The following is a 17,834-nucleotide window of genomic DNA, read 5'->3' as shown; positions in this document are numbered from 1 at the left end:
CCGCGCCGACCGAAGGCGGAGGGGGATCAGCTGAGGCCGCGGCCGTACGCCCGCAGCGTCTGGAGCGCCCGGAGGGTGACGAGCGGGCGGCCCTCCAGGGCTGTTCCCGGCGCCCACTGGCGCCAGGTGACCGGCCAGCCGCCGTCGTCCTGCTGCCCGGCAGCCAGGTGGTCGAGCGAGCGTTCCAGCTCCTCGTCGGTGAACCAGCGGCGGGCGAGCGATCCGGGAGTGCGGGCGAAGTCGTACGGGAAGTGGTGCTCGCCCGGTGCGTACCCGGGGGCCACCGGGTACTCGGTACGCCGATCCGGGTCCAGCACCGCCAGCCGCTGGTCGCGTACCAGTCGTCCCAGGCGGTCCGCCGCGGCTTCGGCGCGCGCCCGGTCCGGGACGTCGTCCAGGAAGGCGACGGCCGCCTGGATCTCGTACGGATGGGACTGTTCAAGTGCGTCGACGGCGGCCCAGCAGAAATCGGTGGCCCGGAACAGCCACGCGTGCCACACCTGGTTGCGGTGGAGCAGACCGACGACGGGGCCGGTGGCGAGCAGTTCGGCCGGAGGGTCGTCGACCACGGGGATGAACGGGGCGGCCGGGTAGCCGCGCTGCGAGGGGTGGATCGCGGGCAGTGCGCCTTCCTTGGTCGACACGTCGGTCAGATAGCGGCAGATGCGTTCCACCCGCATTCCGGTGCACCTGCCGATGGAGTCGAGCACGTTGAGCGCGTGAGCGGTGTGCAGCGGTTGGCTCACGGGGCCGCGAAGATCGGGTTCGAGCGCGTGCCCGTAGCCGCCGTCCTCGTTGAGATACGCGGCGAGCGCGGTCTCGACCGCGTCCGTGCTGCCGCCCAGGAACTCCTGGGCGAACCGCCGCTGTTCGAGGACGCGGGCCGTGAGCCAGATGAACTGCTCGGCGCGGGCGAGTGGATGTGCTCCGGTTCCAGCCATGGACCGACCGTAGAGCGGAAAGCGCTGTCGGCAAGGCCGGGCGGCCCGGCTGCACCCTCAGGAGCGGGATAATGGATTCATGCGGTTGACGATTTTCTGGGAGCGGATGGCGGATCACTTCGGTGAGGCGTACGCGGACTCCTTCGCGCGTGATCATGTGATGTCCGAGCTCGGAGGCCGTACGGTGCACCAGGCGCTGGCTGCCGGATGGGACGCCAAGGACGTCTGGCGCGGAGTCTGCGCGGCGGTCGGCGTTCCCGCCGAAAAGCGCTGACGGCTTCCCCGGGACGCTCGGGCGGCACGCGCACGGGCCAGGGCGGCGTCCCACGGACGAGCGGTGACGCCGGACGGCGTTGACGTCACCCGGGACGCACTCCTTCCCGGCGTCCGGGGCGGGCGGCCGGATGCCGGCCGCATGGGCGAGACTTGTCCCGTGGCACCGACAGACGAGACCGCCCAGACCCAGCCGCCCTCCCCACCGCCCGTCCCGCCGGCCGCGCCACCCGCGCCGCCGGCCGGTTCCGGTCCGGTCCGTATGCCCGGCTGGCTGCCGCGTGCGATGGTTCTCGCGCTCGCGCTCTATGCCTGCTTCCAGCTCGGCAGCTGGGCGTTCGACCAGCTCATCGGACTGCTGATCAACATCCTCCTCGCGTTCTTCCTGGCGCTGGCGATCGAACCTGCCGTGAGCCGGATGGCATCGCGCGGTATGCGTCGCGGCCTTGCCACGTTCCTGGTCTTCATCGCTGTCCTGATCTCCGCTGTCGGCTTCGTCCTGCTGCTCGGTTCGATGCTCGCGGGCCAGATCCTCGACATGGTCGAGGACCTTCCCGACTACCTCGACTCGGTGATCAACTGGGTGAACCAGACCTTCCGCACCGATATCTCCCGGGTCGACGTCCAGGACAGCCTGCTCCACTCGGACTGGCTCCAGAAGTACGTACAGAACAGTGCGACAGGAGTCCTCGACGTCTCCACGACGGTGCTCGGCGGACTGTTCCGGCTGCTGACGATCTTCCTGTTCGCCTTCTACTTCGCGGCCGACGGACCCCGGCTGCGCCGCACGCTGTGCTCCGTACTGCCGCCCGCGCACCAGGCCGAGGTGCTGCGCGCCTGGGAGATCGCCGTCGACAAGACCGGCGGCTACCTGTACTCGCGCGGGCTCATGGCCCTGATCTCCGGCGTCGCGCACTACGTGCTGCTGGTGATCCTGGGCGTGCCGTACGCCCCGGCGCTCGCGGTCTGGGTCGGCCTGGTCTCCCAGTTCATCCCCACCATCGGTACGTATCTGGCGGGCGCCCTGCCGATGCTCATCGCGTTCACCGTCAACCCCTGGTACGCGCTGTGGGTCCTCGGTTTCGTCGTGGTCTACCAGCAGTTCGAGAACTACGTGCTGCAGCCCAAGCTCACCTCCAAGACCGTCGACATCCATCCGGCGGTGGCGTTCGGCTCGGTCGTCGCGGGGGCGGCGCTGATGGGCGCCGTGGGTGCGCTGATCGCGATCCCGGCGATCGCGACGCTGCAGGCGTTCCTCGGTGCGTACGTGAAGCGGTACGCGGTGACGGACGATCCGAGGATGCACGGCGGGCGCCGCGGACGCGGCCGTGTGTCCGTGCGGGCGCGGATGCGCCGGGCACTGCGGAAACCCGATGGGGCTGGGAAGGCGCCGGAGAGCGGCCCGGGCGAGAACGGCTGAGGCGTGGCTCCGGGGGTCAGCGATACCCGGTGACGTCCGCGGGAAGACCCGGGTCCTGGACCTCGGTGAGGTAGCGCCAGGCGTCGGGCCGGCTGCCGTCGACGTCGGTGAAGCCGTAGACCTGAGCCAGTCGGCCGCTGGACAGCGACTCCCCGTTCCAGCGGGCCACCTCGGGGTCCTGGGCCAGGGCGGCCACGGCGCGGCCGACGTAGGCCGGGCTCTCGGAGATGGCGAAGTGGGGCGAGTGCGCGATCGCCTCGCGCCAGTTGGCCTCCGTGACGCCGTGGGCCTGGAGCATGGCCTCGGATCTGAGCCAGCCCGGGGTGAGTGACACGGCGGTCGCGTGGTGGGGCGCCAACTCGTGCGCCAGCGCGAACGCCATCCGGTTCACCGAGGCCTTCGCCAGATCGTAGAAGAACGAGACCCGGTAGTTGTCCGCGTTGTACGCGGTGGTGCCGTCGGTCATCTCGACGACCAGTCCGCCGGGCGACTCGATCAGCAGGGGGATCGCGTAGTGGCTGGTGATGGCATGGGTGTCGACGGCCAGCCGCAGGGTGCGCAGCCCGTTGTCCAGGGACGATTCCCATACGGACCGGTTCCACTCGATGCGGGCGCCCCAGATGTCGTTCACCAGCACGTGGAGGGCGCCCTGCTCACTCCGGATGCGCGCCACCAGTCCGCTGACCTGCGCGGGGACGAGGTGGTCGACCTGTACGGGGATCCCGTGGCCGCCTGCCCGGTCCACGAGAGCCGCGGTCTCCTCGATCGTCTCCGGCCGGTTCATCTCGGACCGTTCGGAGCCGCTGGTGCGTCCCGTCACATACACGGTCGCTCCGGCTGCGCCGAGCTCCACCGCGATGCCTCTTCCCGCGCCGCGGGTGCCGCCTGCGACGAGAGCGACTTTTCCTGCCAGAGATGTCCCCATGTGCCCGGAACCTAGCATGAGGTCAAACACTTTTCATTGACTTGCTCGCGCCAGGCTGTTATAAGCGGCTACTCTCGACTGGATGGTCCGGCGTGGTGCGCTTGACACTGAAATCGAACATCCATTCTCATGAGGTTCCGGCCGGGTTTTCCCGGGCCCGACCGTGGAGTTGTCCACAGGCCGGGAGGACGTCGAGGCCCATTGTCAGTGGCAGGGGTTAGCGTCTTTGACGTGAAGCGATCGACTCAAGCAAATCGGGTGGAACCCATGGCAGGAAACGACCGCGAGAAGGCGCTGGACGCCGCACTCGCACAGATTGAACGGCAATTCGGCAAGGGCGCGGTGATGCGCCTCGGCGAGCGGCCGAACGAGCCGATCGAGGTGATCCCCACCGGATCGACCGCCCTCGACGTCGCCCTCGGCGTCGGCGGTCTGCCGCGCGGCCGCGTGGTGGAGGTGTACGGGCCGGAGTCCTCCGGTAAGACGACTCTGACGCTGCACGCCGTGGCGAACGCGCAGAAGCTCGGCGGCACGGTGGCCTTCATCGACGCCGAGCACGCTCTCGACCCCGAGTACGCGAAGAAGCTCGGTGTCGACATCGACAACCTCATCCTGTCCCAGCCGGACAACGGTGAGCAGGCGCTGGAAATCGTGGACATGCTGATCCGCTCCGGTGCGCTCGACCTGATCGTCATCGACTCCGTCGCGGCCCTGGTGCCGCGTGCCGAGATCGAGGGCGAGATGGGTGACTCGCACGTGGGTCTGCAGGCCCGTCTGATGAGCCAGGCGCTCCGCAAGATCACCAGCGCGCTCAACCAGTCCAAGACCACCGCGATCTTCATCAACCAGCTTCGCGAGAAGATCGGTGTGATGTTCGGCTCCCCCGAGACCACGACCGGTGGCCGGGCGCTGAAGTTCTACGCCTCGGTGCGTCTCGACATCCGACGGATCGAGACGCTCAAGGACGGTACGGAGGCAGTGGGTAACCGCACCCGGGTCAAGGTCGTCAAGAACAAGGTCGCGCCGCCGTTCAAGCAGGCCGAGTTCGACATCCTCTACGGCCACGGCATCAGTCGTGAGGGCGGCCTGATCGACATGGGTGTCGATCACGGCTTCGTCCGCAAGGCCGGCGCCTGGTACACGTACGAGGGCGACCAGCTCGGCCAGGGCAAGGAGAACGCCCGTAACTTCCTCAAGGACAATCCCGATCTCGCCAATGAGATCGAGAAGAAGATCCTGGAGAAGCTGGGTATCGGTGTGCGGGCCGAGACCCCGGCCATCGAGCCCGCCGTCGCTGCGACCGGCACTGCCGATGGCGCGGACGACGCTTCGGCGAAGTCCGCGGCCGCGCCGGCCACCAAGGCCAAGGCCACCAAGGCTGCGGCGGCCAAGAGCTAGGCCGTGACACGTCGTACGGAGTGGTCGGACGGCGACACCGGCCCCGGCTGGAGCGCCGGCCCCCCATTCGCCGCAGAGTCCGCCGCGAGCGACGGAGGGTCTCGGGGGAGAGGCTCGGGCGGGGGGTTCGGTGAGGGCGGCCGTGGCCGGGGATTCGGTGAAGGTGCGGGGCCGGGCGGGGGTGCCGGCCGTCGTTCCCGCACGGGTTCCAGGAGCGGGGGTTCCAGAAGCGGCGGTTCCTCCGTCTCGTCGAGGGCCGAGACGGAGGAGCCGCAGGACCCGGTCGAGCAGGCGCGCAACATCTGCCTGCGCCTGCTCACCGGGACTCCGCGCACCCGCAAGCAGCTCGCGGATGCCCTGCGCAAGAGGGAGATCCCCGAGGAGGCCGCCGAAGAGGTGCTGTCGCGGTTCGAGGACGTGGGACTGATCGACGACGGGTCGTTCGCCGAGGCGTGGGTCGAGTCCCGGCATCGCAGCCGGGGGCTGGCTCGCCGGGCTCTCGTCCAGGAGCTGCGCACCAAGGGCGTGGACTCCGGACTGATCGACGAGGCGATCGAGCAGTTGGACCCGGAGCAGGAGGAGGAGACGGCCCGTGAGCTGGTGGCGCGAAAACTGCGCTCCACCAGGGGCCTCGAACGCGACAAGCGACTTCGCCGTCTCGCGGGAATGCTCGCTCGCAAGGGTTACGGGGAGGGGATGGCCCTGCGCGTGGTGAGGCAGGCCCTGGCGGAAGAGGGCGAGGAGACGGAGGGCCTGGACGAGCCGTTCTGAGCGCTCGTTCGGCCGGGGAGAGCCCTGGGTGGTCGGGGCAGCCCGGGGCGTGGTGCGGACGGCTGACCTGGGAAGGGGCTCCGGTCAGCGGTGCGCCAGAGGTGGGCGTGATGGTGGTCTGCGCGGGGGTGCAGACGCCGCCGCCGGGTTGTCGGAAAGGGCGCGGTGAACGGGGGGCGCGGCGGCCGACCCGTTGCCGCAGTGGCGGGTGGATGTTGCGGTCGGGGGCGCCCGGATTCGGGCTGAGGGCTATGGGCTGGCTGCGGGCGACGGACTCCGGATTCGGAACTTCGGACTTCGGGCGGAGGATCGTGCTCGGTGCTCGGTGCTCGGTGCTCGGTGCTCCGGCGACGGTCGGGGCGGTCAGTGGCCTGCGCGTGCGGCCCGCCGGATGGTGGCGTCGAGGAGGGACAGGGCGTCGGCGGCGGTGCGGTCGGGGTGCCGGTTCCACGGGCCGATCAGGTCGGTCCAGCCCTGCGAGCGGAGTTCGGTGATCATCCAGGCCCCGGCCCGGTCCACCGTGTCGAGGGAGCCGTACCCGAGACGGTGTGCGGTGAGCATGGCGCCGCAGATACAGCGGGCACCCCGGGCGTTGCGCAGCCGGTAGGGGGTGTTCTGCCAGCCCCACTCGACCAGGATCCGCCGGGCGTGGCCGAGATGGGTGGAGGGGCGCACATCGGGCCGGCCGATACGCCGCCAGCTGTGCAGACGCTCGGGCAGGACCGCGCCCAATCGCCCGGGCAGCGGGCGTTCCTGGGGCGCAGGCGTGGGCAGTGCCCGCACCGACTCTTCGATGAGCTGCTCGACGGGCACGGAGAGCAGGTCACGCCAGTCGGCCGAACCCGGAGCGTGGGGCCGGGCTCGGGACGGGGCGTGGGCCAGGCCGCCGTCGACCGGCCCTGACCCCGGCTCTGACCCCGGCTCGGGCTCCGGTCCTGGCCGAGGTCCTGACCCCGGCTCCGGGCGAAGCGGCGCGTCTTCGGGAGCGGTGTGTTCCCAGCCCCTGATGATGTCCTGCCACGCCGCCGTGTCGTGGATGTGCGACGCCTGCGCGTCGAGCTGATCCGGGGTGAGGTGGAGGGTCTTCATCGGCGGGGCATCTCCGTACATTTCGGTCCTCTGTGTTGAGGCGAATGTGCGGGGCCCACGGCGATCCCTCCACCGGGGCGTGGCGTTCGGGTGGGGCGACGCGCACCCGGGGCTCGCGAGCCGGCGACCGGGGGAGGGCGATGAGGGGGCTAACCCCCGTACGAAGACGCAGGAATGCTCCAGTGCACAGGCACCTGTGCACAGAGCAGTGTGTGTGTCATGGCAGAGAAACCCGGCGGTACCGAGATCACGGAGCTGGCCGCGCTCAAGGCGCTCGCCCAGCCGCGGCGCCAGCAGATCCTCCAGCACCTCACCCTGAACGGGCCGGCGACCTCCGCGATCCTCGCCCGCGCTCTCGGGCTGAACACCGGGGCCACCAGCTACCACCTGCGCGAACTGGCCAGATACGGCTTCGTGGATGACGCCGCGCCGGAGGACGTGGAAGCCCGTGCCGCCGGCCCGGCGAGTTCCGGGGCCGAGGGGCCCGGAAGCAGGAGGCGGCGCTGGTGGAAGGTGGTACCGGGTGACCGGCGCTTCCCGCCCCGCTCCCGCCAGACACCCGAGACACGGCTCGTCATGGACGAGCTCAACAGACACGCGTACGCCGCCGACCTGGCGCTCTTCGAGCAGCTCCAGCGTGCCGGAGGACAACCCGGCCGGACCGACGCGGCCGACCCGGCCGACCGGACCGACCGGACCTACGTGACCGACCGGACCGACGTGACCGACGTGACCGACGTGACCGTACGGACCGATCAGCTCGGTCAGGGTGACGAGTGGGTCGACGCGTTCCTGTATTCGCGAGGCTCCATCAGGCTCACGCTTCCCGAACTGCGTGCGTTCTTCGAGGAGTACATCGCCTTGACGAACCGTTACAAGCGCCCTGACGCAGCAACCCCGCCTGAAGCGCGCACGGTCCATACGCGACTGCTCGCCTTCCCGGCCCCCGCCCCCGCTCCCGCAGACCACCGATCAGAGACGGACGCATCATGATGCTGCGCTACGCACTGCACACCATCCGGGACCGGAAGGGCGGGTTCCTGGGTGCGTTACTTGCCCTCATGTGCGCCGCAGCTCTCATCACGGCCTGCGGCACGCTCCTGGAGACCGGACTGCGCGGAAGGATCGCCACCGAACGCTATGCCGCCACACCTCTGATCGTCTCGGCCGACCAGAACGTCCACCGGACCACCGTCAAGCACAAGGGCAACGGCAAGACGAAGGTCAAGCACAAGGCGAAGGCCGTCGTCGAACGGGCCTGGCTGCCTGCCGCCGTCGCGGACCGGGTCCGCGCCGTCGAAGGCGTCAAGGTGATCCCCGAACTCACCTTTCTCGCACGGCCCGTCATCCAGGACGCCGCCGAAGAGCCCGCCGGCCGCGCCTCGTACGGCCACGCCTGGACTTCCGCGCAGCTCACCCCCTTCGCTCTCACCGCGGGCCGCGCCCCCGCATCCGCCGACGAGATCGTGATCGACCGCGGGCTCGCCCGGCGGGCCGGTCTGAAGCCCCAGGACCGTCTCACCGTGCAGTCCACCGGCAATCCGCGCTCCTACCGCGTCAGCGGCATCGCGGCCCCCACCACTTCCGGCGCGGCCGCCGATTCCGTAGCCGGTGAAGAACTTCGCCGGCAGACCTCCCTGTTCTTCTCCACCGCTGAGGCCGAGCGCCTGGCGGCACGCCCGGGCCAGATCACGGCACTCGGCCTGATCCCCACTCCGGGAACGGATCTCGCGGACCTGGAGCGGCAGGTGAAGCAGGTTCTCCAGGGCACCACCGCACAGGTCTCCTCCGGCGACGCCCGCGGCCCGGTCGAGTTCCTGGACGCCGCGGGCGCCCGTATCAAGCTCGTTTCCATGGGCGGGGCGATGGGCGGCACATCGCTTCTCGTCGCGGTGCTCGTAGTCGTCGGCACCTTCGCGCTCTCCATCCAGCAGCGGCACCGTGAACTGGCCCTGCTGCGCGCCATCGCCGCCACCTCCCGTCAGGTCCGCCGGCTGCTCTGCCGAGAGGCTCTGCTGGTCGGAGCCGCCGCGGGTGTCCTGGGCGCGCTCGCCGGACTGCCACTCTCCAGGTGGCTCCACGGTCGATTCATCGACATGGGCGCTGTTCCCGCCACCCTGGAACGAACGTCCGGCGTCATCCCCATGCTTGTCGCTCTCGCCGTCACCCTCCTCGGTGCGTGGGCCGCCGCCCGTATCTCCGGCAGTCGTATCTCCCGCATCAAGCCGGCCGAGGCGATGGCCGAGGCCGCTGCGGAGCGTGTCCGTCCGGCCAGGGGACGGCTCGTCGCCGGTCTGGTCCTGCTCGTGGGTGGTGTCGCCCTCGTCTTCGTACTCGCCGCGCTGCGCACCGAGGCGGCCTCGACGCCCGTCACCTTCCTCGCCGTGGTGGTGCTGGCGACTGCCGTGTCGCTCTTGGGGCCGAGTCTTGTCAGGGGAGCGGTCGCGGTGCTGGCCGGCCCGCTGCGCCTCGCCGGTCACGGTGGTTTCCTCGCCGCCTCCAACGTCCGTGGGAATGCCACCCGGATGGCCGCGGTCGTCACGCCGCTGACCCTGCTGATCGGCATGACCTGCACCGTTCTCTTCGTTCAGCCCACCCTCTCCGATGCGGCGCGCACCGAGGCGAGGGAGGGCACCCGGGCCACCTCGGTCCTGGTGGCCGACGGGCCGGGTGTCCCGCCTGCCGCGGTCGAAGCGGTTCGGGGGATGCCAGGGATCACAGCTGCGACGGAGGTCGTACGGACGACTCTGCGGGTCGGGCTCGACGCGTATCCGGCGCAGGGAGTCACTCCCACCGGACTCACCCGGACCTGGGATCCCGAGGTCACCAGCGGCTCGCTCGCCGACTTCACGGACGGCTCCCGCACCGCCGCGATCAGCGAACTCGCCGCCGACCGGCTGAAGCTGAGCCCGGGCGACCCGCTGGAGCTGCACCTCGGCGACGGCACCCCGGCGAGCCTCACCGTCGTCGCCGTCTACGACAGGGGACTCGGCTTCGGTGATCTGACGCTGCCGCACGACCTGGTCGCCCGTCACATGGACAACCCGCTCGCCGCCACCGTCCTGATCGCCGGGGACCGCGACCGGGCCGACATCGCCGGGCAGCTGAAGGCCTTCCCCGGGGTGGCCGTACTCGACCCCGCCGATGTCGACCGGCTGCAGGCCGACCGGCAGCAGCGGAACGCCGAGGTCAACTACCTGGCCATGGGGCTCGTGCTGGCCTTCACCGCCATCGCCGTCGTCAACACCCTCGCAATGTCGGTGTCCGAGCGGGTCCGGGAGTTCGCCATGCTCCGGCTGGCCGGCGCGACCCGCCGCCAAGTACTGCGGATGCTCAGGATCGAGGCGATGACGGTCCTGGTGATCGCCGCCGTCCTGGGAAGCGGCATCTCCCTGGCGGTCCTGACCGCCTTCAGTGTCGGAATGACGGGGAGCGCGGCGCCGGCCGTCCTGCCCGCGGTGTACGCGACGGTGCTGGGCGCCGCGGCGCTGCTCGCGCTGGTGGCCACCGCCCTCCCCGGTCATCTGGCCCTCAGGCCCCGCCCGGTGGAGATGGTGACAGCCAGGCAGTGACCACCGCCACCGGCGTCATGGGCTCCCTGGCATCTGGCTCCCGGACGTTCGGCAACCGGTCATACGGCTCCCGGTCATACGGCTCCCGGTCGCACCTCGACCGGGAGCCCCGCCGCACGCCAGGCCTGGAACCCGCCGATGAGGTCGGTCGCGCGGTGCAGTCCCAGCTGGTGCAGGGACGCGACCGCGAGGCTCGACGCGTAGCCCTCGTTGCAGATCACCACCACCTGGAGATCGTGGCTCACCGCCTCGGCGGCGCGATGGCTTCCCCAGGGATCGAGTCGCCACTCCAACTCGTTGCGTTCGACGACCAGCGCACCCGGGATGAGCCCGTCCCTCTCCCGCAGGGCCGCATATCGGATGTCCACCAGGAGCGCGCCGTCGGCGGCTGCCGCAGCGGCCTCGGGAGGGCCGATCCGGTCGATTCCGGTCCGGATCCGATCCAGCAGCCCGTCGATGCCCACCGGAGCCGTAGCGGCGATCGCGGGGGCGGCCCTGTGTTCGTCGCTCACTGCCAGTCCTCCGGTCGTTCGATCTGCTCAAGGCGCAGCACCGCGCCCGTACGGCTGTAGCGGCGGATGCGCGGCAGCGGGGGGTAGTAGGCGTGCACCGAGACCGCGTGGGTGTCGGTGGACTCGTTCAGCACCTCGTGAACGTGGTGGCGGCCGAAGGACCGGCCCCGACCTGCCGTCAACCGGCGGGTGCGATCGACGTCCTCGCTCAGTTCCAGGGTCTTCCAGCCGTCGGTCGGCAGCCGGGCGGCCAGGGAGTGCTCCTTGAGCGTGCCCACCGCGGTGGTGAAGGCGCCGATGGAGTCGGCGTGGTCGTGCCAGCCGGTGCCCGTGCCGGGCGGCCAGCCGATCAGCCATGCCTCGCTGCCGCCCGGTCCGTCCAGCCGGATCCAGGTGCGGCCCTCGGGATCGAGGGGCAGTGAGGCGACGAGCGCCGCGTCTTCGGCGGTACGCCGGACGAAGGCGAGCAGTTGCGCGGCGTCCGGTACGGGCGAGGAGGGCGCGGGCACGGACGCCGAAGGGCGTACGGGAGCAGGGAAAGGAGAAGGCAGTGCAGACACAGGAACCGTCCTGGGAGTTCGCGTGAAGCCAGGGCCGTACCGGGGTACTGGAAGTGCTCGACAGCACGGCGCGGCAGTGGGAAGCGATTCAGCAGGACGGTCGACACACGCAGCCCGCATAGCGGACGAGGTCCATATGGACCCTCCGCCACAGGCGCACATCGGTGTCGGTCATGATCTGGAGTACACCATGTGCGCCCGTGACGGTCAATTGATGTGGGCGGCGCGCTCGGAGCGCGCGGACGTGTGCCGCGACTCCTCCCGCTCCGTGCCCGTGCCGTGCCCACGGGCCGGTTCGACGTCGCCTCCGCGCGCCGCGTCGGCTGCGGCGAAGAGCTCTGCGGGACGTACGCCGCCGAAGGCCGCCACGAGGTGTCCGTCGGGCCGCACCAGCAGCACGGTGTGTGCCGGCGCCCCGGGGTAGCTCTCCGCCACCAGGAGCTCTCCCTTCACCGGCAGCGCGCCAACGGCTTCGATGAGCCGGGGCATGACTCCCGCAGTGAGCCAGTGCCGCCGGTCCCACACCCCGGTCCCCGGTGCGACCAGCACGACCAGCAGATGCCCCCGGCCCAGCCGGTCGCGCAGGCGGACGCTGTTGCCGTCGGGCGCGGTCACCCGCACATCGGCGACCGGCGCACCGGGGGGCGTACCCACCGAGGTGTGCGCCTCGGCGTGCGGGGGCGCAAGGGGCGAATGCGTGTACGAAGGGGGCGCACCCAGAGGTCCGCACCCCAGATGGCCGTCGGTGAGCAAGGTGTCGTGACCACGCGCGCTGCCCGGCACGAGGGTCCGAAGACCGCCGCCCCCGCGCAGTATCGGCAGCGACTGGTCGGCGGCGCGGAGCCGTGAGGCGACCGCCGCCCTGCGCTCCGCCTGGTAACTGTCCAGGAGCAGCTCCGAGGCACCGTGGTGCCAGCTCTGTGCCAGCTTCCAGGCCAGGTTCTCGGCGTCCCGTACGCCTTCGTCCAGGCCCTGTGTGCCGAGCGCCCCCAGGAGATGCGCGGCGTCACCGGCAAGGAAGGCGCGCTTGGAGCGCCAGCGCCGGGCCAGGCGGTGGTGCAGCGTGTACACGCCGGTGTCGAGCAGTTCGTACGCCGGGGTCTCCCCGCACCAGCCCGCCAGCGTGTCCCGGACCCGGGCGATCAGGGCGTCAGGAGTGACCAGCTCACCACGCGGCGGAAGCAGCCAGTCCAGTCGCCAGACACCGTCGGGCAGCGGCCTCGCGGTCACCTCGGGGCCGGCGCTGCGCCACGGCGGCGCCCGGTGCAGCACGGCTTCACCCGGCCACGGCAGTTCGGTACGCAGTGCGGCGACGGCGTGGCGCTCCACCGCCGTGCGCCCGGGAAACCTGATGTCCAGAAGCTTGCGCACGGTGGATCGGGCACCGTCGCAACCGACCAGATAACTGCCCCGCCACCAGGTGGAATCCGGCTCCCGGGTGTGCACGGTGACCCCGGCCGGGTCCTGCTCCAGGGTGTCGATGCGACTGAGCGGCGCGATGCGCACGAGACTCTGCGCGGCGACCGCCGCGCGCAGGCCGCGGGTCAGCGAGTGCTGCGGCAGATGGACCGGCGCAGGCAGCGGGCCGTTCTCCGACGCCTCGCCGAGCGGCAGCTCGCGGACCAGTTGCTTGCGCCGTACAGAGCGCCACCCGGACCACCGGAGGCCCTCGTCGCTCAGGGTCGTGCAGCCGAGCCGCTCCACGAGGGCGGCGGTGTCCTCGCGAAGGACGACGGTGCGGGCCAGCCGCTGTTCGTCCTTCCCCGGGCCTTCGTCGAGGACGACGGAGGGGACGCCCTGTGCGGCGAGGGCGAGCGACAGCACCAGACCGACGGGCCCGGCGCCGACGACGATCACCGGGTCCACGGCGCACACCCTCCGGCCCGTACGGTCGTAGGAGAAGCGGGGACGGAGGCTCGGGGCGCGATCACAGAACGTATGCAACCTACTGCCGGTGCTTGCGTCAAGCGACGGAGACCCGTGGCGGGGAGCACGGCAGATGTGCCCGTGCTCCCCGCGGTCGGATTATCGACGAGCTGTCAGGAATCCGACGGGTCAGCGACCTTGACCGGGGGAGCGTCGATGATCTCGAGGCCGCCACCGGGGCCGGCGCCGACCACTGCGCCCGTGCTCTTCTTCGCACGCCGCAGGCGCGCTTCGAGCCAGCTCGCGAAGGAGGTGAGCGCGAAGTTCACCGCGACGAAGATCAGGGCGATCACGGTGAAGCACGCGATGGTGTTCGCGCCGTAGTTCGCGGCCATCGGGCGGACCGAGGCGAGCAGCTCGGGGAATGTCATCACGGCACCGCCGAGCGCGGTGTCCTTCACGATGACGACGATCTGGCTGACGATGGCGGGCAGCATGGCGGTGACGGACTGCGGCAGCAGCACGTACCGCATGGTCTGGCCCTTGCGCATGCCGATCGCCTTGGCGGCATCCGTCTGACCCTGCGGGAGCGACAGGATGCCGGCCCGCACGATCTCGGCCAGGACCGAGGCGTTGTACAGCACAAGACCGGTGACGACGGCGTACAGCGGGCGCACGTCACTGCTGAGGTTCGTGAACTCCGAGTACGCCGCGTTCGCCGCGATCATCAGGATCAGCACCGGGATGGCGCGGAAGAACTCCACGACGATGCCGGACGGCATCCGGACCCACCGGTGTTCGGAGAGCCGTCCGATACCGAACAGCGCCCCGAGGGGCAGAGCGATGATCAGGGCGAAGAACGCAGCCTTGAGCGTGTTCTGGAGTCCGGGCCAGATGTACGTCTGCCACGGCAGGGAGCTCGTGAAGAACGGCTCCCACTTCACCCAGTCCAGCTGGTGCTTGGAGTTCAGGCCGTCGTAGACCCACCACAGCACGCCTGCGAGTGCGACCAGGAAGACGACCGAGTACACGACGTTGCGCCGCTTGGCGCGGGGTCCCGGGGTGTCGAAGAGGACGGATGTCATCGCTTTACCGCCACCTTCTTGCTCACCCAGCCGAGCAGGAGCCCGGTCGGGAGGGTGAGACAGATGAATCCGAACGCGAAGACCGCGGAGATCAGGATCAGCTGGGCTTCCGCCTCGATCATGGTCTTCATCAGCGAGGCCGCCTCGACGACTCCGATCGCCGCGGCGACGGTGGTGTTCTTCGTCAGTGCGATCAGCACGTTCGCCAGCGGGTTGACGACCGAGCGGAACGCCTGCGGGAGGATGATCAGCTGCAGAACCTGCGTAAAGCTCAGCCCGAGTGCGCGGGCGGCTTCGGCCTGGCCCGCAGGCACCGTGTTGATGCCCGAACGCAGCGCCTCGCAGACGAAGGCGGCGGTGTAGAGGGAGAGTGCGAGGACCGCGAGCCGGAAGTTGATGACGGTGAAGTCTTCGGATCCGAACGTGATCTGCAGCGTCTGGAACAGACCCAGCGACGAGAAGACGATGATCACGGTCAGCGGGATGTTACGGACCACGTTTACGTAGGCGGTACCGAAACCGCGCATCAGGGGGACCGGGCCGACCCGCATACCGGCCAGCAGTGTTCCCCATATGAGGGCACCGAGGGCGGAGTAGACGGTGAGTTTCACCGTTACCCAGAAGGCCCCCAGTAGGTCGTAGGGCTCAAGAAAGTCGAACACGATCTCCCGTGCTTCCGCGTGTGGGGACGGCTCGGTGCGCCGCCGGAGCGGCGGCGCACCTCATCGGCCCAGCTGCTGGACCGCGAACGGCCTTACTTGACGATGTTGCCGATCTTCGGCGCGGGCTCGTTCTTGTAGTTGGCCGGGCCGAAGTTGTCCGCGACGGCCTTGTCCCACGCACCGTCGGAGACCATCTTGGTCAGCGCGGCGTCGATCTTCTTCTTGAGGTCGGCGTCGCCCTTCTTCAGGCCGATGCCGTAGTTCTCGTTGCTCATCTTGAAGCCGGCCAGCTTGAACTTGCCCTGGAACTGCTCCTGCGCGGCGAAGCCGGCGAGGATGGAGTCATCGGTGGTCAGGGCGTCGATGACCTTGTTCTCCAGGCCGGTCAGGCACTCCGAGTAGCCGCCGTACTCCTGGAGCTGAGCCTTCGGGGCCAGCTTCTCCTTGACGTTCGACGCGGAGGTCGAGCCGGTGACGGAGCAGAGCTTCTTCGAGTTCAGGTCCTCGGGGGACTTGATCGAGTCGTCATCGGCGCGCACCAGGATGTCCTGGTGGGCCAGCAGGTACGGGCCGGCGAAGTCGACCTTCTGCAGGCGCTCGTCGTTGATCGAGTAGGAGGCCGCGATGAACTTGACGTCGCCGCGGTCGATCGCGGTCTCGCGGTCGGCGCTCTTGGTCTCCTTGAAGACGATGTCGCCGGCCTCGTAGCCGAGCTCCTTGGCGACGTACGTGGCGACGTCGACGTCGAAGCCCGTGTACTTGCCGTCCGGGGTCTTCAGGCCGATACCGGGCTGGTCGATCTTGATGCCGATGGTGATCTTCTCGCCACCGGAGCCCGACTTGCCCTCCTTCTCCTCGGAACCGCAGGCGGTGGCGGTGAGGGCGAGCGCGAGCACGGCGGCGGAGGCGGCGGTGACCTTACGAAGCTGCATGGTGGTATTCCCTAGGTTGACGCGATGTGCGCGAGGTGAGTGATCAGCTGATCCGGAACTCAGTGGTGAAGGATCTTCGACAGGAAGTCCTTGGCCCGGTCACTGCGCGGGTTGCTGAAGAACTGGTCGGGGGCCGCCTCTTCGACGATCTTTCCGTCCGCCATGAAGACGACGCGGTTGGCAGCCGACCGTGCGAAGCCCATCTCGTGGGTGACGACGACCATGGTCATGCCGTCCCGGGCGAGCTGCTGCATGACCTCCAGCACCTCGTTGATCATCTCCGGGTCGAGCGCCGACGTGGGCTCGTCGAAGAGCATGACCTTCGGGTCCATCGCCAAGGCGCGTGCGATGGCTACGCGTTGCTGCTGACCACCCGAAAGCTGGGAGGGGTACTTGTCCGCCTGAGAGGCGACGCCCACCCGGTCGAGCAGTGAGCGGGCCTTCTCCGTGGCGGCCTGCTTGTCCGTCCTGCGGACCTTGACCTGGCCCAGCATCACGTTCTCGAGCACCGTCTTGTGCGCGAAGAGATTGAACGACTGGAAGACCATGCCCACGTCGGCGCGCAGGCGGGCGAGTTCCTTGCCCTCCTGCGGGAGGGGCTTGCCGTCGATCGATATCGCGCCCGAGTCGATCGTCTCCAAGCGGTTGATGGTGCGGCACAGCGTGGACTTTCCGGAACCCGAAGGCCCGATCACAACCACGACCTCGCCACGGGCGATGGTCAGGTCGATGTCCTGGAGCACATGCAGCGCGCCGAAGTGCTTGTTGACGTTGCTCAGTACGACAAGGTCGTTCGCCGCTTGCGCGGCATCCTCGGCGGCCTTGGTCACTGAAACTCCGCTCATCGGCTTAATGCTCCGTCCTCCTCGGTTGGCAAGGACACTAGTGACGCAGTGCGATCAGCGTCATTACATCTGAGCGGAAATTGAGCATAACGATCCGGCCGCAACCGGACACACCGCGTGAACAGGACGTCCTCGACGCTGCTGGGGCGTACCGGGTGGGTAACGGAAACCCTGCTGTAACCGGCAAGGTCTTGACTGGCGTACCCGTCATCGGAGTGGATGCCCTGTAGGGCAATGAGAAGAAACCACGTGAACCGTCCCGGACCGCCGGGCGCCGGAAGGAGGGCCACATGAGACTGCTGCTCGTCGAGGACGACGACCATGTCGCGGCGGCCCTGTCCGCCGTGCTCGCCCGGCACGGGTTCCAGGTCGTGCACGCCCGCAACGGCGAGGAGGCCCTGCGATCCCTCCTGCCCGCCGACAATGAGCCGTTCGGCGTCGTCCTGCTCGACCTCGGCCTGCCCGACCAGGACGGCTACGAGGTGTGCGGCAAGATCCGCAAGCGCTCCTCGATCCCCGTGATCATGGTGACCGCGCGTGCCGACGTCCGTTCGCGGATCCACGGGCTCAACCTCGGGGCGGACGACTACGTCGTCAAGCCCTACGACACCGGTGAACTGCTCGCCCGTATCCACGCCGTGGCACGGCGCAAGACGGCCGGCGAGGAGAGTGCTCCGGCGCCGGCCGGTGGTCTGGTGCTGGGACCTGTCCGAATCGAGCTGCCGACCCGGAGGGTCAGTGTCGACGGCGAGGAGGTCCAGCTCACGCGCAAGGAGTTCGACCTTCTGGCGCTGCTGGCCCAGCGGCCCGGTGTGGTCTTCCGGCGTGAGCAGATCATCAGCGAGGTGTGGCGCACGAGCTGGGAGGGGACGGGACGCACGCTTGAGGTACACGTCGCGTCGCTGCGTTCGAAGCTGCGGCTGCCCGCACTGATCGAGACCGTGCGGGGCGTCGGCTACCGGCTCGTCTCGCCGTCCGCGTAG

At 69.6% G+C, this 17,834-nt stretch carries 18 protein-coding genes; 7 read left to right on the top strand and 11 right to left on the bottom strand.

Translation table 11 applies throughout. From position 1 onward, the window contains the following. Positions 1-26 precede the first annotated feature (26 nt). A complete protein-coding gene (locus AB0C82_RS09960; protein ID WP_362838298.1) occupies positions 27-941 on the bottom strand; it encodes a hypothetical protein in 915 nt (304 codons plus the stop codon). Between the two features lie 79 nt (positions 942-1,020). Between AB0C82_RS09960 and AB0C82_RS09955 the strand changes: the two genes are divergently transcribed. Together AB0C82_RS09955 and AB0C82_RS09950 are read left to right on the top strand one after the other, a co-directional pair. Next, positions 1,021-1,215, top strand: coding sequence for a DUF3046 domain-containing protein (locus AB0C82_RS09955; RefSeq protein WP_173316232.1), 195 nt, complete (start codon positions 1,021-1,023; stop codon positions 1,213-1,215). Positions 1,216-1,476: 261 nt separating this feature from the next. Then, positions 1,477-2,634 carry an AI-2E family transporter gene (locus tag AB0C82_RS09950; protein ID WP_362838441.1) on the top strand — a complete coding sequence of 386 codons (1,158 nt, stop codon included), beginning with the start codon at positions 1,477-1,479 and terminating at the stop codon, positions 2,632-2,634. Positions 2,635-2,650: 16 nt separating this feature from the next. Here AB0C82_RS09950 and AB0C82_RS09945 read toward each other — a convergent pair whose 3' ends face one another. Next, entirely contained in the window at positions 2,651-3,559 is a 909-nt protein-coding gene (locus tag AB0C82_RS09945; RefSeq protein WP_362838295.1) for an SDR family oxidoreductase, read from the bottom strand. Between the two features lie 267 nt (positions 3,560-3,826). Between AB0C82_RS09945 and recA the strand changes: the two genes are divergently transcribed. Both recA and recX read left to right on the top strand, forming a co-directional pair. Then, positions 3,827-4,957 carry a recombinase RecA gene (gene recA / locus AB0C82_RS09940; protein ID WP_362838293.1) on the top strand — a complete coding sequence of 377 codons (1,131 nt, stop codon included), beginning with the start codon at positions 3,827-3,829 and terminating at the stop codon, positions 4,955-4,957. A gap of 3 nt (positions 4,958-4,960) precedes the next feature. Next, positions 4,961-5,728, top strand: a complete 768-nt coding sequence (gene recX, locus AB0C82_RS09935; RefSeq protein WP_362838290.1) for a recombination regulator RecX — start codon at positions 4,961-4,963, stop codon at positions 5,726-5,728. 363 nt (positions 5,729-6,091) lie between these two features. Here the strand turns inward: recX and AB0C82_RS09930 are convergent, their stop codons facing one another. Beyond that, positions 6,092-6,817, bottom strand: coding sequence for a hypothetical protein (locus AB0C82_RS09930; RefSeq protein WP_362838287.1), 726 nt, complete (start codon positions 6,815-6,817; stop codon positions 6,092-6,094). A 219-nt stretch (positions 6,818-7,036) separates the two neighbouring features. Here AB0C82_RS09930 and AB0C82_RS09925 point away from each other — a divergent pair, with 219 nt between their 5' ends. Both AB0C82_RS09925 and AB0C82_RS09920 read left to right on the top strand, forming a co-directional pair. Beyond that, the gene (locus tag AB0C82_RS09925) at positions 7,037-7,810 is read left to right on the top strand and encodes a helix-turn-helix domain-containing protein (RefSeq protein WP_362838284.1); all 774 of its coding nucleotides are present in this window, start codon (positions 7,037-7,039) and stop codon (positions 7,808-7,810) included. Next, positions 7,807-10,389, top strand: a complete 2,583-nt coding sequence (locus AB0C82_RS09920; protein ID WP_362838282.1) for an FtsX-like permease family protein — start codon at positions 7,807-7,809, stop codon at positions 10,387-10,389. The genes AB0C82_RS09925 and AB0C82_RS09920 overlap by 4 nt, the downstream gene beginning before the upstream one ends. A gap of 74 nt (positions 10,390-10,463) precedes the next feature. On the opposite strand, the gene AB0C82_RS09915 is transcribed toward AB0C82_RS09920, so the two are convergent. From AB0C82_RS09915 to AB0C82_RS09880, 8 genes are all read right to left on the bottom strand, one after another. Further along, on the bottom strand, positions 10,464-10,901 hold the full coding sequence (locus AB0C82_RS09915; RefSeq protein ID WP_362838279.1) for a rhodanese-like domain-containing protein: 438 nt from the start codon (positions 10,899-10,901) through the stop codon (positions 10,464-10,466). Beyond that, a complete protein-coding gene (locus tag AB0C82_RS09910; RefSeq protein WP_362838438.1) occupies positions 10,898-11,410 on the bottom strand; it encodes a cysteine dioxygenase in 513 nt (170 codons plus the stop codon). Before AB0C82_RS09910 ends, AB0C82_RS09915 begins: the two co-directional genes overlap by 4 nt. 139 nt (positions 11,411-11,549) lie before the next feature. Continuing rightward, positions 11,550-11,636 (bottom strand): putative leader peptide, encoded by an 87-nt coding sequence (locus AB0C82_RS09905; protein ID WP_311605579.1) that lies wholly within the window; start codon positions 11,634-11,636, stop codon positions 11,550-11,552. A gap of 32 nt (positions 11,637-11,668) precedes the next feature. Further along, positions 11,669-13,327 (bottom strand): FAD-dependent monooxygenase, encoded by a 1,659-nt coding sequence (locus AB0C82_RS09900; protein WP_362838277.1) that lies wholly within the window; start codon positions 13,325-13,327, stop codon positions 11,669-11,671. 173 nt (positions 13,328-13,500) lie between these two features. Then, positions 13,501-14,412 (bottom strand): amino acid ABC transporter permease, encoded by a 912-nt coding sequence (locus AB0C82_RS09895; protein ID WP_362838274.1) that lies wholly within the window; start codon positions 14,410-14,412, stop codon positions 13,501-13,503. Then, on the bottom strand, positions 14,409-15,074 hold the full coding sequence (locus tag AB0C82_RS09890) for an amino acid ABC transporter permease (protein ID WP_362838271.1): 666 nt from the start codon (positions 15,072-15,074) through the stop codon (positions 14,409-14,411). Before AB0C82_RS09890 ends, AB0C82_RS09895 begins: the two co-directional genes overlap by 4 nt. Positions 15,075-15,166: 92 nt before the next feature. Continuing rightward, a complete protein-coding gene (locus AB0C82_RS09885) occupies positions 15,167-16,006 on the bottom strand; it encodes a glutamate ABC transporter substrate-binding protein (RefSeq protein WP_362838269.1) in 840 nt (279 codons plus the stop codon). A 59-nt stretch (positions 16,007-16,065) separates the two neighbouring features. Continuing rightward, positions 16,066-16,851, bottom strand: coding sequence for an amino acid ABC transporter ATP-binding protein (locus AB0C82_RS09880; protein WP_362838266.1), 786 nt, complete (start codon positions 16,849-16,851; stop codon positions 16,066-16,068). Between the two features lie 290 nt (positions 16,852-17,141). On the opposite strand from AB0C82_RS09880, the gene AB0C82_RS09875 reads away from it, so the two are divergent. Then, positions 17,142-17,834 (top strand): response regulator transcription factor, encoded by a 693-nt coding sequence (locus AB0C82_RS09875; RefSeq protein WP_362838264.1) that lies wholly within the window; start codon positions 17,142-17,144, stop codon positions 17,832-17,834.

This window comes from Streptomyces sp. NPDC048560 (assembly GCF_040650955.1).
Lineage (GTDB): Bacteria > Actinomycetota > Actinomycetes > Streptomycetales > Streptomycetaceae > Streptomyces.
The sequence above is the reverse complement of the archived record's forward strand: the minus strand, read 5'-3'. Positions and strand labels throughout refer to the sequence as shown.

Excerpts from the sequence above, each read along its gene's own strand:
- AB0C82_RS09960 (WP_362838298.1), bottom strand. The coding sequence starts at position 941 with ATGGCTGGAACCGGAGCACATCCACTCGCCCGCGCCGAGCAGTTCATC.
- AB0C82_RS09955 (WP_173316232.1), top strand. The coding sequence starts at position 1,021 with ATGCGGTTGACGATTTTCTGGGAGCGGATGGCGGATCACTTCGGTGAG.
- AB0C82_RS09950 (WP_362838441.1), top strand. The coding sequence starts at position 1,477 with ATGCCCGGCTGGCTGCCGCGTGCGATGGTTCTCGCGCTCGCGCTCTAT.
- AB0C82_RS09945 (WP_362838295.1), bottom strand. The coding sequence starts at position 3,559 with ATGGGGACATCTCTGGCAGGAAAAGTCGCTCTCGTCGCAGGCGGCACC.
- recA (WP_362838293.1), top strand. The coding sequence starts at position 3,827 with ATGGCAGGAAACGACCGCGAGAAGGCGCTGGACGCCGCACTCGCACAG.
- AB0C82_RS09930 (WP_362838287.1), bottom strand. The coding sequence starts at position 6,817 with ATGAAGACCCTCCACCTCACCCCGGATCAGCTCGACGCGCAGGCGTCG.
- AB0C82_RS09925 (WP_362838284.1), top strand. The coding sequence starts at position 7,037 with ATGGCAGAGAAACCCGGCGGTACCGAGATCACGGAGCTGGCCGCGCTC.
- AB0C82_RS09920 (WP_362838282.1), top strand. The coding sequence starts at position 7,807 with ATGATGCTGCGCTACGCACTGCACACCATCCGGGACCGGAAGGGCGGG.
- AB0C82_RS09905 (WP_311605579.1), bottom strand. The coding sequence starts at position 11,636 with ATGACCGACACCGATGTGCGCCTGTGGCGGAGGGTCCATATGGACCTC.
- AB0C82_RS09895 (WP_362838274.1), bottom strand. The coding sequence starts at position 14,412 with ATGACATCCGTCCTCTTCGACACCCCGGGACCCCGCGCCAAGCGGCGC.
- AB0C82_RS09885 (WP_362838269.1), bottom strand. The coding sequence starts at position 16,006 with ATGCAGCTTCGTAAGGTCACCGCCGCCTCCGCCGCCGTGCTCGCGCTC.
- AB0C82_RS09880 (WP_362838266.1), bottom strand. The coding sequence starts at position 16,851 with ATGAGCGGAGTTTCAGTGACCAAGGCCGCCGAGGATGCCGCGCAAGCG.
- AB0C82_RS09875 (WP_362838264.1), top strand. The coding sequence starts at position 17,142 with ATGAGACTGCTGCTCGTCGAGGACGACGACCATGTCGCGGCGGCCCTG.